The organism is Actinopolyspora mortivallis, assembly GCF_003001495.1.
GTDB classification, from domain to species: Bacteria; Actinomycetota; Actinomycetes; order Mycobacteriales; family Pseudonocardiaceae; genus Actinopolyspora; species Actinopolyspora mortivallis_A.
Window position 1 is genome coordinate 155174 of record NZ_PVSR01000004.1, and the last position, 14599, is coordinate 169772.

The following is a 14599-nucleotide window of genomic DNA, read 5'->3' on the forward strand; positions in this document are numbered from 1 at the left end:
TCGACGGCCTCGGGGGTCCGGGGCGCGGACGCCCCCGGTCACGGGGAGACCGTGGGCAGCTCCGTACTGGTCACGTCGTAGGTGTTTCCCTCCCGGGTGAGCAGGACGGGAAGTATCGCCGCCTTGAGCGCCGACTTCTCGGGGCCGCCCCACTCGACGGTGCGGTCCTCCGTCAGCGACATCCGCACCCCCGCCGAGGGGACGAACTCCACGATCCGCACCTGAGCACGCACCCGCTCGTCCAGAGAGGTGAAGGCGGCCACGGCCGCACGCCGCGCCCTCTCCGTGTCCTCCCCGGACAGCCGCAGCTCCGGGAGGTCACCGGGAGGCTGGGCCGAGGAGGGGAAGGAGACGGCGTCGTCGTCGACCAGGCGGACCCCCTCCGGAGTCCGTTCGACGAGAAGCGGTTCACGCTCGACGAGACGGATGCTCACGGTCGAGGGCCACACCAACCGGATCCGCACGGAATCCACGCGGGGCAGCTCGTTCAGCCTCCGCCGGATCCCGTCCCGGTCCACCCGTGCCAAGGGGGTCCCCTCCTCGACGGAGGCCACCTGACGCACGCGGTCGGAACCGAGCACCTCGGTACCACGCACCTGTACCGAACGAACGCCGAACACCGGGGTGAAGAAGACGAGCACCGCCGCCACCGTCACCACACCGAGCAGGACGAGAACGATCCACCGTCCCGCTCGGAACCTCCGCCGGGGTTCCGCCTGCCCACGGCGTCCCCGCTCACGGGGTCCGCCGGGAGACTCCCGCGTCGTCGACTCCCTCATGAGGGGTCCGAACCGTCCGGTACGGCGGTGCCCGCCGAGCGGTTGTCGATCTCGGCCAGAATCTCCGGGGCGAGCATGGTCACGTCCCCCGCACCCATGGTCAGCACGACGTCACCCGGCCGAACCAGTCCGGCCACCAGTGGGGCCACTTCGGTGATCGACGGCTCGTAGTGCACCCGCTCCGCGGGCAGCGGCACGGCATCGGCGATCAACGCTCCGGACACACCCGGCCTGGGCTGCTCCCTGGCTCCGTAGACGTCGAGCACGACCAGCTCGTCGGCCACGGCCAGTTCCCGCGCGAACTCCTCGGCGAAGGCGGCCGTGCGCGAGAACAGATGGGGTTGGAAGACCACCACCATCCTGCCCGAGTCCACTTCGGTACGGGCAGCGCGCAGCTGGGCCCGCACCTCGGTCGGATGGTGCGCGTAGTCGTCGTAGACCCGGACCCCGTCGGCCCGTCCCTTGAACTCGAAACGACGACGCACCCCACCGAAAGCGGCCAACCCCTCCACGAGCCCCTCCAACGGGGCCCCCAGTTCGAGACCGGCCAACAGGGCGGCGACCGCGTTGCCGGCCATGTGCTCCCCCGGGACGGAGACCTCCAGCTCCACCGACCGGGGGCGGTCCTCCACCCGCAGGCGCAGTTCCACCGAACCCCGGCCGTGGCCGGAACGGTAAGCGGCGATCAGCGCGTCCGACTCCCCGGTCACGTCGGTACCGTACCGGCGCACCCGCAGTCCCTGTCGCTCGGCGCGGTCGGCCAGCAACGCCGCTCCGGGGTCGTCGACGCCCGCGATCAGCACACCCCCGGGCCCGACGCGTTCGAGGAACCGCTCGAACACCCCCGTGTAGGCCTCGGTGCTTCCGTGGTGGTCCAGGTGGTCGGCCTCCACATTGGTCACCACAGCCACTTCGGGGGAGAACTCCAGGAAGGACCCGTCGCTCTCGTCCGCCTCGGCGACGAAGACGCCCCCCTCACCGTGGTGGGCGTTGGCCCCGGAATCGTTGAGGTCGCCTCCGATGGCGAAGGAGGGGTCGAGTTTGCAGTGTTGCAGGGCGACGGTGAGCATCGAGGTCGTCGAGGTCTTGCCGTGGGTGCCCGTCACGCAGGCGACCCGGTGCCCCCGCATCAACGCGGCGAGCGCCTCGGCCCTGCCCAGCACGGGAATCCCGCGTTCACGCGCGGCACGCAGCTCGGGGTTGTCCGTGTCGATGGCCGTGGACACGACCACGGCACTCGGTTCTCGCCCGTGCTGGTCCAGGTTGTCCTCGTGGTGACCGATCCCGATCAGCGCGCCCTGCGTGCGCAGTGCCAGCACGGTCCGGGAGTCCCGGGCGTCCGATCCGGAGACGGACTGCCCCCGGGCCAGCAGGATGCGGGCGATACCGCTCATCCCGGCCCCTCCGATACCGACCAGATGCACCCGACGGAGCAGTTCCTCCCCGGCGGGGGAGGACTGTCGTGTCGACGAAGCCCGTTGCGGGTCGTTCTCGGCTGTGTCGCCGTTCACCGCGCGGCCACCTCCAGTACGGTCTCGGCCAACACCCGATCTGCCTCGCGATGGCCGGTCTCCAGGGTCGCGCGATTCATCCGGGCGAGCACGTCGGGGTCCCTGACCAGCGGAAGGATCTCGTCGACCACCCGCTGCGCGGTCAGTTCCTCGTCGGTGACCAGTCTGGCGCCTCCCGCGCTGACCACCGGTTGGGCGTTCAGCGCCTGCTCACCGTTGCCGTGGGGAAGCGGAACGAAGACGGCGGGCAGCCCCACCGCCGAGACCTCGGCCACGGTCATCGCCCCGGAACGGCACACGACCAGATCGGCCGCCGCGTAGGCCAGGTCCATTCGTTCCAGGTACGGAACCGGGACGTACGGGGGAGCACCGGGGACCTGCTGCACCGCCACCGTGTTCTTCGGGCCGTGCGCGTGCAGCACGCCCACTCCCGCCCGTCCCAGCGCGTCGGCCGCCCCGGAGAAGGCGGTGTTCAACGTCTGGGCGCCCTGCGAGCCACCGAAAACGAGGATCGTCGGGGCCTCGGGATGCAGGCCGTAGTGCGCGCGTGCCCGTGCCCGCAGGGCGGCGCGGTCCAACCCCGTGATCGACTCCCGCAGCGGAATGCCGATGACCCGTGCTCCGGGTAATCCGCTGTCCGGTACCGCGGCCAGCACCCGCGCGGCCAGACGTGCTCCGACCTTGTTGGACAGTCCGGCGCGGGCGTTGGCCTCGTGGACCACGATCGGCACCCGACCACGGGCCCCCAGGTAGGCCGACAGGGAGACGTAGCCCCCGAAACCGACCACCACGTCGGCACCCACCCGGTCCAGGACCTCACGGGTGCGACGAACCGAGTCACGCACCTTCATCGGCATCCGCAACAGCTCGGTACTGGCCTTGCGGGGCATCGGGACCGGGGGGACGAGTTCCAGTGGATACCCCCGCTTGGGGACCAGCTCCGTTTCGAGACCTCGCTCGGTGCCGAGCGCGACCACCCGGGAGTCGGGCCGGATGCGGCGCACCGTGTCGGCGAGGGCCATGGCCGGTTCGATGTGTCCGGCAGTGCCACCCCCGGCCACGACGACCGTGGGTCCCTTCCGTTCCGGGTGTGGGGACTCGCCGCCTCCGGCGGGGAAACCCGGCTGTGGTGTGTTCAACGAAGTCCTCCTCGTGTCTCATGGGACCGCGACGCTCGCCGCCGGTCCTCCGCAACCAGCCCACCTGTTCGGGTGATTCATACGATCGTGTCGGGGTGTCGCACCCCTCGGACGGACGTTCCGCCCACCCGGAGCCGCTCCGGTCACCTGCTCGCGCGAGGCCTCCGTGAGGATCCGGTACTCGACCGGTTCCTCCTCGCCCGCGAGGCTCCCCCTCCGGACTTGCCCGAGGGTTTCTCCGCCGGGGGCGCCGTCCGTTTCCCCGCCGGTGGTGACCGCCTGGCAGGAGGGCGGTAGGGAGCGGGCGTGGGAAGTCGGAGAAGCCTGCCGACCCTACCCGGCCCCAGGGAACGCAAGGCGGCGATGGCCTCCGGTTCGTGCCGGGCGAAGTTCGCCAGCAACCCGAAAACGATCATCGTCGTTACCACCGAGGTCCCCCCGGAGGAGATCAACGGCAACGGCAGACCCGTGACGGGCAGCAACCCGACCACATAACCGATGTTGATCGCGGCCTGGGCCACCAGCCACGTGGTCAACGTCGCGGCCACCAGTCTGATCCACGGGTCGGTGTTGCGCGCCGCGATCCGCATCCCCACGTAGGCGGTGACGCCGAACAGCACGAGCAGGGTCGCACAACCGACGAAACCGAGTTCCTCCCCGACGACCGCGAAGATGAAGTCGTTGTAGGCCTCGGGAAGGTACTGCCACTTGGACCAGCCCCGGCCCAGGCCCTCACCGAACATCCCCCCGTCCGCGAGCGCCAGCAGGGCCTGGTTGGCCTGGAACCCGGACCCCCGCGGGTCGCTCTGCGGATCGAGGAAGGAACTCACCCGCCCGATCTGGTAGCCCCCCACCAGAACCAGGGCCACGGCTGCCGTCAGACCACCGAGCAGGATCGCGCTGAACAGCCGCAACGGCGCCCCCGCGAACCACAGCAGCGCGAGCAGCACCACGCCGAGCAGCACCGTCGAGCCGAGATCCGGCTGCATCATCACCAGAGCGAACATCAACAGCGCCGCCGGAACCACCGGGACGAGCAGATGACGGTACTGCCCGAGCAACGCCCGTTTGGTGACCAGCACGTGTGCCCCCCAGAGCGCCAGGGCTATCTTGGCCGGCTCCACCGGCTGGAAGGACAGCGGGCCCAGCACGAGCCAGCTCTGGGCGCCGTTGTCCCTCGCCCCCAGGCTGGTCAGCACGAGTCCGAGCAGCACAAGGGAAACCAGCAGGAACACGTGACTGAACCGGCGCAGCATCCACACCGGAACGCGCATGGCCGCATAGCACCCCACCGCTCCCAGCGCACAGTGCGCCAGGTGCCTCAGGAAGATGCTGTAGGAGGACCCCGCCTCGCTGAACGACTCCACGCTGGAGGCGGAAAGCACCATCACCAGGCCGAACGTGACCAACAGCCCGAACACCGCCAGCAACAGGTGGAAGGAGGCCAACGGTCTGGTCAACCAGGCGGTGAGCGCCGAGGTCACCCCGCGCAGTCCCTCACCGAGCCCCTGTCTGCCCCGTTCCCTGGCCACGGTGGTCCTTCCGTCCGCCACGGGCGATCACCCCCTGGGCCGTTCGGCGGGCCCGCTCTCGGGTCCGGCCAGCACCGCACGCACGGCAGCGGCGAACTCCCGCCCTCTGTGGGCGTAGTCGGTGTACATGTCCATCGAAGCGGCTGCCGGTGCCAGCACCACGGCGGAATCCGGTTCGGCCAGCTCCCGCGCCGATCGTACGGCCTCCCCCATGGGATCCTCGTGCTCCGGAGGGATCCTCACCACCGGAACCCCCGGAGCGTGGCGCTCCAGGGCCTCGGCGATACGCCCGGACTCGGTGCCGATGAGCACCACTCCCAGGAAGCGGGAGGCGTGCGCCCGCACCAACTCGTCGACCTCGGCTCCCTTCAGCAGCCCACCCGCGATCCACACCAGCCGGGAGTGGGCATGCAGGGCGGCCGCCGCCGCGTGGGGGTTGGTGGCCTTCGAGTCGTCCACATAGACCACACCGTCCTCCTCCCCCACGGGAACGGAACGGTGTTGTCCGGGGGCGAACGCGCGCAGCCCCTCGGCACAGGCCCGGGCGGGCACCCCTCGGCAGCGGGCGAGCGCGCACGCCACGAGCGCGTTGGAGAGATTGTGCTCACCCACCTGTCGGACGTCGGTCAGCGCGGCGAGCGGCACGGAACCACCCTCCGTCGTCCCCTCCTCACCGAAGGCACGGTCCAGGAGTAGCCCGTCGGCGATACCGAGCTGCCCCTCGGAAGGAGCCCCGAGGGTGACACCGACACCCGCCGCACCGACGTGCTCCCGCGCGAGACGCGTCGAGGTGGGATCGTCGAGGTTGTACACCGAGACGGTGTTACCACGGTACACGGCGGACTTGGCCAGGCCGTAGGCGCGCAGCGAGCCGTGCCAGTCCAGATGGTCCTCGGCGAGGTTGAGCACCACCCCCGCGTACGGAGCGAGCGTGTCCGACCAGTGCAGCTGAAAACTCGACAGCTCCACGGCCAGCACCTCGTGCCCGGCACGTACCGCGTCGACGGCGGGCAGCCCGACGTTGCCGCAGGCGACCGCGTCGATCCCGGCCGCCCGCAGGATCGACTCCAGCATCCCCACCGTGGTGGTCTTTCCGTTGGTGCCGGTCACGGCGAGCCAGTCGGCCGGTTTCTCCCTCGACCTGTCCAGCCGCCAGGCGAGCTCCGTCTCACCGATCACCTCCGTGCCCCTCGCCGCCGCGTTCTCCAGCAGCGGGGAGTCCGGACGCCAGCCGGGACTGGTCACCACGAGATCCGTACCCTCCGGAGGCTCGCTCAACGCGGGAAGCAGTCGCGCCCCCGCGCTCCCCAGCTCCGCCAGCCCGGCCAGCCGCTCCCGTGAGGCGTCGGTGACCGTGACCTCCGCTCCTTCGGCGAGCAACGCCTCGGCAGCGGACCTGCCGGAAACACCGGCCCCGGCGACCAGCACCCGTCTACCCAGCCTGCTCAATTACCTCACCCACGATTCCCGTGACAGCCGTGCCATCGCTGCTCGACACGCGACCTCCTGTTTCGGAGGTCAGCCTCCACCGGCCAGGGCCAGCCAGTCCGCGTAGAACAGTCCCACTCCGAACAGACAGCTGATGGCGGCCAGTATCCAGAACCGGATGATCACCGAGGTCTCGGCCCATCCCGCGAGCTCGAAATGATGGTGGAACGGTGCCATGCGGAACAGCCGCCTGCGCGAGGTGCGGAACACCACGATCTGCAACACCACCGAGAGGGCCTCGACCACGAACAGCCCGCCGATGACGATCATCAGCAGCTCCGTGCGGGTGGTCATCGACAGCCCCGCGACCAGACCGCCGATGGCGAGCGAACCGGTGTCGCCCATGAAGATCTTGGCCGGGGCCGCGTTCCACCAGAGGAAACCGACACAGGACCCCATGGCGGCCGCGGCCACCACCGCGACGTCCAACGGGTCCCGTACCTGGTAACAGGCCGGGCCGATGTCGGAGACCAGTTCGCAGGAGTTCCGGAACTGCCAGAAGGAGATCAGCACGTAGCTGGCCAGCACCATGGCGGCCGTGCCCCCCGCCAGACCGTCCATGCCGTCGGTGAAGTTCACCGCGTTGGACCAGCCGCTGATGGCGACGTAGGCGAACACCACGAAGCCGATCACCCCGAAGGACACCACGCTGATGTCCCGGATGAAGGACAGGTTGTCCGAAGCCGGTGTGAAACCGTTCTCGTCCGGGAAACGTAAGGCCAGGATCGCGAACAGCACCGAGGCCAGCATCTGGCCCACCAGCTTCGCCGTCTTGTTCAGTCCCAGGTTGCGCCGCTTGCGGATCTTGATGAAGTCGTCCAGGAACCCGACGACACCCAGCATCGTGGTCAGTCCGAGCACCAGCAGCGCGGTGACGCTGGGCAACGCCTCGGAAACCGTCAGATGCGTGGCGAGGTAACCGGCCCACATGGCGACGAGGATCGCCATCCCACCCATGGTGGGGGTTCCCCGCTTCGCCGAGTGGGACTTCTGCACCTCCTCCCGGATCTCCTGGCCGAATCCCTGTTTGGAGAACACCCGGATGAGGTAAGGGGTGAAGAGAATGGAGACGACCAGCCCCACGGCCGCGGCGACGAGGATGCTCTTCACGCCGTACCACCACCCCGGGAGGTGTTCCGCCCGGCGGTCAGCTCGTCGGCGACCCGCCACAACGCCGCGGCGTTGGACGCCTTGACCAACACGACGTCATCGGGCCGCAGCTCGGATCTCAGCAGCTCGACGGCGGCCTCGACGTCCGGCACCAGAATCGACTCCTCTCCCCACGATCCTTCCAGCGAGGCGCCCTGGTGCATCGCCCGTGCCTGCTCACCGACCACCACCAGACGATCGATGTTCAGCCGCACGGCCAATCGACCGATCTCGTCGTGAGCGGTGGGCTCCTCCTCCCCCAGTTCCCCGACGGGGCCGAGCACGGCCCAGCCCCTCCCCGGTGAGTCCCGGGTCATGGAGGCGAGCGCCTTCAACGCGGCACGCACCGACTCGGGGTTCGCGTTGTAGGCGTCGTTGACCACGGTCACGCCCTCGGGGGTTTCGGTGACCTCCATCCGTTTTCCGGACAGTTGGCGAACCCCTTCCAGGTTCCCGGCCATCTCCGCGGGACTCGCTCCGAGTTCCCGCGCCACGGCGGCCGCGGCCAGCGCGTTGCTCACGTGGTGCTCACCGTGCAGCGGCAACCGCACCTCGGCACGTCCCTCGGGGGTGACCAGGGTGAAGCGGGGGCGGACCTGCTCGTCCACCTCGATGTCCTCGGCGCGGACCTCGGCGTGGGGGTGCTGCCCGAAACGAACGACCCGTGCCGCCGTCCGGGAGGCCATGGCCGAGACCGCCGGGTCGTCGGCGTTCAGCACGGCCACGCCTCCGGACTCCGCGGCGGGCAACGCCTCCACCAGTTCGCCCTTGGCCTCCGCGATGGCCTCCCGGGAACCGAACTCGCCGAGATGGGCACTCCCCACGTTGAGCACAGCCCCGATCCGGGGAGGAGCCGAGCGACACAGTTCGGCTATGTGCCCCTTGCCCCGCGCGGAGAGCTCCAACACCAGGTGCGCCGTGTTCTCGTCGGCACGCAGCACCGTCCAGGGATGGCCGATCTCGTTGTTGAACGATCCCGGTGGGGCCACGGTACTGCCGAGAGGGTCGAGCAACTGCGCGATCAGGTCCTTGGTCGAGGTCTTGCCGGAGGAACCGGTGACGCCGACCACCGTCAGCCCTTCCAACCGGTCCACCAGCAACCGCGCCAACCGCGCCATGGCGACCAGCACGGCGGCCCCCGCCCCGTCCGTGTCTCCGGACAGTGCCATCACGCGGGAGCGGTCGGCCGCCTCCACACGGGGAACGATCACGGCGGGGGCGTTCACCTCCCGCGCCGCCAACACCGCCACGGCACCGTCGGCGACCGCCCGTTCGGCGAACTGGTGCCCGTCCACGTGTTCCCCGGGGACCGCGACGAACAGCCCGCCGGGGGTTATCTTCCTGGAATCGAATTCGACGGCCGCGGTGACACTCTCACTACCGTCGGCGCGGTGCAGTCTGCCACCGACCGCCTCAGCGATCTCGTCGAGGCTGAGCCGGATCACCTTGCCTCCTCGTCACTGTCCCGGGTGTGTCCCGGGGACCGCCGCGCTGCGGCGGTTTCGCTCCGCTGCGGACTTCCACGTCGTTCGCTCAGTGCGGCGGCCAGCTCGTCCCTGTCCGAGAAAGGATGGGTCACCCCGGCCACCTCCTGTCCGGTCTCGTGCCCCTTGCCCGCGACGACGACCACGTCACCCCGCTCGGCACGGCGTACCGCCTCGCCGATCGCCTCTCGACGGTCACCGATCTCGCACAGCACGGCACGCTCCTCCTCGGGGACCTCACGCGCCCCCGCGAGCACGCTCGCCCTGATCGCGGCCGGGTCCTCCCCACGGGGGTTGTCGTCGGTGACTATCACCAGGTCGGCCAACCGTGCGGCGGTGGATCCCATGAGCGGGCGTTTCTCCGCGTCCCTGTCCCCGCCACAGCCGAGTACCACCAGGACTCTTCCCCCCGCCTGGGAGCGGGCGGCCTCGAGCACGGCCTCGACGGCATCGGGCTTGTGGGAATAGTCCACCACCGCCGCGAAGTCCTGTCCGGCTGCGACACGCTCCATCCGTCCGGGAACGTCGACCTCGGCCAGTCCCTCCTCCACGGCGGCACCGCTCACACCGAGTTCGTGGAGCAGCGCCGTGGCCAACAGCGCGTTGGCGATGTTGAACGGTCCGGGCAGCCGCAACCGGATCCCGGTCCGGACGCCGCCGGGCCCGTGGGCGGTGAAGCACTGCTCCCCACTCGGGTGGGTCACCACGTCGGTGGCCGTCCAGTCGGCCCGCCCCCGGGTCGCCACCGTGACCACCCCGGGCCGGTCCAACCGTCTCCCCCACTCGGTGTCGGTGCACACCACCTCCCGGGCACAGCGCCCGTCGAACAGCATGGCCTTGGCCGCGAAGTAGTCCTCCATGTCCCGGTGGAAGTCCAGGTGGTCCCTGGACAGGTTGGTGAAACCGCCCGCCGCGAAACGGACGCCCGCGACCCGGCCGAGGGCCAACGCGTGGCTGGAGACCTCCATGACCACGTGTGTGACCCCACGCTCGACCATCACGGCCAACAGGGCCTGCAGGTCGGGGGCCTCGGGGGTGGTGAACGCGCTGTCCAGCCTGCTGCCGGCCACCCTGGTCTCCACCGTGCCGACCAGTCCCGTGACCAGTCCGGCCCGGCGCAGTCCCGCCTCCACCAGATAACTGGTGGTGGTCTTGCCCGAGGTCCCCGTGATACCGATCACGGAAACCTCCTCGGAAGGCCTGCCGTAGATCTCGGAGGCCAGTTCACCGAGCACCCGGCGGGGCTCCGGGTGCACCAACAGCGGGACGTCCCCCCGGGTCACCGCCGGGTGCGTGGCCAGCGCAGGCCGCCGTGCCCCCTCGTCGTCCGTCAGTACGGCACGCGCCCCCGCGTCGAGCGCGGCGGCGGCGTGTTCCGCACCGTGGGTGTGGGAACCGGGCAACGCGGCGAACACGTCGCCCACGGCGACGTGCTGCGCCCGCAACGTGACACCGGTGATCCTCGCGGAGGAACTCGCGGCGGTCTCACCGTGGGGGGACACGACACGGGCACCGATCGAGGCTGCTAACCGTTGGACGCTGACCGGCTCGACACGTGTCGGACGAGGCGGGGAAATCGCAACCGCGGAAGGCACGGCGAAAAGGTTACCTGCACCGCCCCACGGAGTGGTTTCACGGTGGGCGCCCCGCACGGGTGACACCGCCCGCCCCCGCTCCACACGGAAAACAGCGGGTCACCCCACCCCCGGCAGGGAACCGGGCGACCCACCGAGCGCGTGCCGGACCGTTCAGCGCGCCCGCAGCGCCAGCTCCGGTGCCGGCTCCGGCGACAACGGGATGTCGTAGCGACGTGTCAGGTCGGCGGCCACGTCGTGGAACAGTGGGGCGACCGCGTGCGTGCTCTCCGGTTCGTCCAGCATGATCCCCACCACGTACCTGGGGTCTCCCGCCGGGACGATGCCCGCGAACGTCGCCCAGTACTTGGAGTTGCTGTAGCAGTGGCAGGCGGGGTCGGGTTTCTGGGCCGTACCGGTCTTGCCCGCGATCTGGTATCCGTCCAGGGCGGCCTGCGGAGCGGTACCGGTCTGCTCGGTGGTCTCCCCTCGCTGCACCGTCCCGCGCAGCATGTTCCGCAGCGTCTCGGCCGTCGACTCACTGACCACCCGAACCCCGTCCGGACGTGGCCAGGCCGACTCGGTGCCGTCCGCGTCCACCGTGGACTCGATGACCCGCGGGGGTATCCGCACTCCGTCGTTGGCGATCGCCTGGTACATCCCCGCCATCTGGAGCACGGTCATCGACAGCCCCTGTCCGATCGGCAGGTTCGCGAACCGGGTGTCCGACCACTGTTTGCGCGGGGGCACCACTCCGGAGCTCTCCCCGGGCAGGGCGACGCCCGTTGGTCGCCCGAGCCCGAACCCGTCGAGCAGTTCGGCGAAACGCTCCTTGCCCAGTTTCTTCGCCGTCATCAGGGTTCCGACGTTGGAGGACTTCGCCAGTACTCCCCGGAAGGTCAGCGGAAGGGTGTCGTGCGCCCAGGCGTCCCTGACCGTGGCCCCACCCATCTCGATCTTCTCCGGGACCCGCAGCACGGTGTCGGGACCGACGATGCCGTGTTCGATCGCTCCGGCCGCGGTGACCAGCTTGTTCACGGAACCCGGTTCGTAGGGCGTGGTCACCGCGGGATTGCTCAGGTGCCGCTGGGCTCTGCTCTTACCACTCTCCTCGCCGGAGGAGTCCACGTGGGAGAGGGCACGCACCTTGCCGGTCCGCGCGTCGAGCACCACGGCACTGCCCCCCAGAGCCCCGTACTCGTCGACGTAGGAGCTCAGTGTCCGGTTCAGCACGAACTGCAGGTCGGAGTCGATGGTCAACCGCACGTCCGACCCCGGTTCGGCGGCCTTGATCCGTTTCGTGCCGGGGATGACCAGGCTGCTGCCCATCGCGGTGTTCGAGATCCGGACCCCGTCCTCGCCGCTGAGCCTGTCGTCCAACGCGTTCTCCAGGCCGACGGTGCCGCGGATCTTGCGCTCACCCTTGCGCCAGGAGGCCGCTCCCACGATGTCACCCGCCACCGAACCGGCCGGGTAACGACGAACGGCCCGGTACTCACTGCCGATCTGCGGATACCGCTCGTGGACCTGTCTGGCGACACCGGGATCGAGCAACGGCCCGAAGTAGAGGAACCGCTCGTCGGAGAACAGTGCCTCGGCGGCCTCCCGCTCACTGATCCGACCTCGGGTTATCTCCGCTATTCCCCGCGCTATCCTGCGCTTCCACTCCTCGGCGTTCGGTTTCTCGGGGTCCTTCCGATGGGCCTCCCGTTGCTGCTCGGTGAGCAGCCGGGGGTTCGCGTAGAGTTGGCGGGCCTCCGCGCTGAAGGCCAGGACCCTGCCGTTGACGTCGGTGATCGCCCCTCGTTCGGCGAAGATGGGTTGCCTGGTCATCAGCTGGTCGTCGACCTGTTCGGACAGCGCACCGGCCTCGAACCCCTGCACGAACACCAGCTTCACCCCGGAGGCCACCAGCACGAGCACGAGGAACAACCGGCCTATTCCCAGTCTTCTCCCGCTGGCGGCGACCTTGGTACGCGGAGTGCGGGAGAGTCGTGGCCGCTTTCCCTTCCCCCCGGACTCGGGACGTTTACCGGTGGGACGCACCAGGGTGCGACGGCGCGTCCCGCCTCGTTGGGGGCCCTGACGGGGGCTGGCACGTTTCCTGTCGCGAGGAGCCATCATTCCTGTCCCGCCGACGGATCGTTCGAGTGGGTCGACTCGGGGTCCGCTGTCCGCCCGTCGGACGTGTCGTCCCGTGAGGTCTGCTGATTCGCGTCCTCGGTGTCCCCGTCCGGGGCCTGCCCGTCCGAGCGCGCGGACTCCTCGGGATTCTCCTCCGGAGCGGTGGCCGCACGGGGGTGACCGACCAGCCGTACCGAACCATCCGGCTCCACCACCAGATGGGCCGGCTCGGGAGCCGGAACCATGTTCATCTCCTCGACGCGTCGCTGCACCTCGGATATGGAACTCATCCTGCTGACCGAACGCAGTAGGTCCTCCTTGCGTTCGGTCAACGCCTGCACCCGCTCCTTGGAGTCCTGGATGCGGTACGAATTGCTCACGGCGGCGATCGACAACCACAGCGTGGCGACGACCCCGGACACCAGCACCACCATGACCGTTCCCACGAAGGGGGCACGGGAGTGTGCCAACCGTCTCGCCACCCGGGCGGCGAACTCCCGCACGGGACGAACCATCCCCGTGCCGAAGGACGGAGAGCGTCCGCTGTCGTGGGCTCTCGTCGCGCGCTTCGCCGTGGTGGTGGACACGTCCCCACCGCTGTTGTTCGCCCGGTGTCTTTCCGCCTGTTCCCCGCGTTCGCGCTTGCGCTCGTAGGCGCGTTCCGCGCTGGAGGAACGCACCCGCCCCCCGCGGTCGACACGCGCCTCGGAACGCTGTTCACCGCGTTGCCGCTTCCGTCCCCTTCTGCGCTCCCCTCGGTTTCCCCCGCGCGCCGAAGCAGTGGTCATACCCCCTCCTGAATCCGCTCGGCCGCCCGCAGGCGCACCGAACTCGCCCTGGGGTTGCTCGCGGCCTCCCGTTCGTCGGCGAACTCGGCCCCCCGGGTGAGCACGCGCAGCTCCGGACCGTGCCCGGGCAGTTCCACCGGAAGGTCCAACGGGGTCCGCGACTTCGCCCGGTCGGCGAAGGTGCGTTTGACGATGCGGTCCTCCAGGGAGTGATAGGACAGCACCACGATCCGACCGCCCTGCGGCAGCGCGTCGATGGCCGCCGGAAGCGCCCGTCGCAGCACCTCCAGCTCCCCGTTCACCTCGATCCGCAGCGCCTGGAACACCCGTTTGGCGGGATGTCCCCCGCTGCGCCTGCTGGCGGCGGGAACACTGTCGTAGACGAGCTGGACCAGACGCGCGCTGTCGGCGAACGGAGCCCGTTCCCGCTCGCGCACCACCCGCGCGGAGATCCTGGCCGCGAACTTCTCCTCCCCGTACTCGCGCAGCACCCGGGTGAGTTCGGACTGCGAGTAGGTGTTGAGCACCTCCGCGGCGGTGACTCCCGAGGTGGTGTCCATGCGCATGTCCAGCGGAGCGTCCCTGGCGTAGGAGAAGCCGCGTGTGGTCTCGTCCAACTGCAACGAGGAGACGCCGAGGTCGAACAGGACTCCGTCGAGACGGGACACCCCTTGTTCGGCGAGCACCTCCGGAATCCGGTCGGCGACGGCGTGCACCAACCGCACACGTTCTCCGTAGGGTTCGAGACGCCGTCGGGCCAGTTCCAGAGCCTGCGGATCCCGGTCGAGGCCGATCAGGGTCGTGTGCGGGAAGGAACGCAACAGCGCTTCGGCATGACCCCCCATCCCCAGCGTCGCGTCGAGCACCACTGCGGCACGGCCGTCCAACGCCGGTTCGAGGAGTCGGATCGTGCGTTCCAGCAACACGGGACGATGGAGTCCCGCGGCCTCGTCGCCCGGCCCGTCCCGGGGCTCGGCCCCCTCCCCCGCGTCGGCTCCCGGGACCGGATCCTCTGGCACCGTCACTTCCCT

General features: G+C 69.8%; 11 protein-coding genes. All 11 read right to left on the reverse strand.

Annotated features, from left to right (window positions below; all coding sequences use genetic code 11):
* Positions 1 to 38: 38 nt before the first annotated feature.
* Entirely contained in the window at positions 39 to 779 is a 741-nt protein-coding gene (locus CEP50_RS05665) for a cell division protein FtsQ/DivIB (RefSeq protein ID WP_106112855.1), read from the reverse strand.
* Positions 776 to 2173 (reverse strand): UDP-N-acetylmuramate--L-alanine ligase, encoded by a 1398-nt coding sequence (gene murC / locus CEP50_RS05670; RefSeq protein WP_374957086.1) that lies wholly within the window; start codon positions 2171 to 2173, stop codon positions 776 to 778. Before murC ends, CEP50_RS05665 begins: the two co-directional genes overlap by 4 nt.
* A gap of 113 nt (positions 2174 to 2286) precedes the next feature.
* Positions 2287 to 3351, reverse strand: coding sequence for an undecaprenyldiphospho-muramoylpentapeptide beta-N-acetylglucosaminyltransferase (murG, locus tag CEP50_RS05675; protein ID WP_106112925.1), 1065 nt, complete (start codon positions 3349 to 3351; stop codon positions 2287 to 2289).
* Positions 3352 to 3572: 221 nt separating this feature from the next.
* Positions 3573 to 4982 (reverse strand): putative lipid II flippase FtsW, encoded by a 1410-nt coding sequence (gene ftsW, locus CEP50_RS05680; RefSeq protein WP_106112856.1) that lies wholly within the window; start codon positions 4980 to 4982, stop codon positions 3573 to 3575.
* A 6-nt stretch (positions 4983 to 4988) separates the two neighbouring features.
* A complete protein-coding gene (gene murD, locus CEP50_RS05685; protein ID WP_106112857.1) occupies positions 4989 to 6410 on the reverse strand; it encodes a UDP-N-acetylmuramoyl-L-alanine--D-glutamate ligase in 1422 nt (473 codons plus the stop codon).
* 69 nt (positions 6411 to 6479) lie between these two features.
* Positions 6480 to 7559, reverse strand: a complete 1080-nt coding sequence (mraY, locus tag CEP50_RS05690) for a phospho-N-acetylmuramoyl-pentapeptide-transferase (RefSeq protein ID WP_019854742.1) — start codon at positions 7557 to 7559, stop codon at positions 6480 to 6482.
* The gene (locus CEP50_RS05695; RefSeq protein WP_106112858.1) at positions 7556 to 9043 is read right to left on the reverse strand and encodes a UDP-N-acetylmuramoyl-tripeptide--D-alanyl-D-alanine ligase; all 1488 of its coding nucleotides are present in this window, start codon (positions 9041 to 9043) and stop codon (positions 7556 to 7558) included. Before CEP50_RS05695 ends, mraY begins: the two co-directional genes overlap by 4 nt.
* Positions 9040 to 10677 (reverse strand): UDP-N-acetylmuramoyl-L-alanyl-D-glutamate--2,6-diaminopimelate ligase, encoded by a 1638-nt coding sequence (locus tag CEP50_RS05700; protein WP_258174878.1) that lies wholly within the window; start codon positions 10675 to 10677, stop codon positions 9040 to 9042. Before CEP50_RS05700 ends, CEP50_RS05695 begins: the two co-directional genes overlap by 4 nt.
* A 153-nt stretch (positions 10678 to 10830) precedes the next feature.
* Positions 10831 to 12777, reverse strand: coding sequence for a peptidoglycan D,D-transpeptidase FtsI family protein (locus tag CEP50_RS05705; protein WP_181188230.1), 1947 nt, complete (start codon positions 12775 to 12777; stop codon positions 10831 to 10833).
* Complete coding sequence (locus CEP50_RS05710; RefSeq protein ID WP_106112860.1) at positions 12777 to 13568, reverse strand: hypothetical protein; 792 nt, start codon at positions 13566 to 13568, stop codon at positions 12777 to 12779. The genes CEP50_RS05705 and CEP50_RS05710 overlap by 1 nt, the downstream gene beginning before the upstream one ends.
* Positions 13565 to 14494, reverse strand: coding sequence for a 16S rRNA (cytosine(1402)-N(4))-methyltransferase RsmH (rsmH, locus tag CEP50_RS05715; RefSeq protein WP_106112927.1), 930 nt, complete (start codon positions 14492 to 14494; stop codon positions 13565 to 13567). Before rsmH ends, CEP50_RS05710 begins: the two co-directional genes overlap by 4 nt.
* Positions 14495 to 14599 lie beyond the last annotated feature (105 nt).

Coding starts and splice junctions, on each gene's coding strand:
- CEP50_RS05665 (WP_106112855.1), bottom strand. CDS start 779: ATGAGGGAGTCGACGACGCGGGAGTCTCCCGGCGGACCCCGTGAGCGG.
- CEP50_RS05705 (WP_181188230.1), bottom strand. CDS start 12,777: ATGGCTCCTCGCGACAGGAAACGTGCCAGCCCCCGTCAGGGCCCCCAA.
- murC (WP_374957086.1), bottom strand. CDS start 2,173: ATGAGCGGTATCGCCCGCATCCTGCTGGCCCGGGGGCAGTCCGTCTCC.
- CEP50_RS05710 (WP_106112860.1), bottom strand. CDS start 13,568: ATGACCACTGCTTCGGCGCGCGGGGGAAACCGAGGGGAGCGCAGAAGG.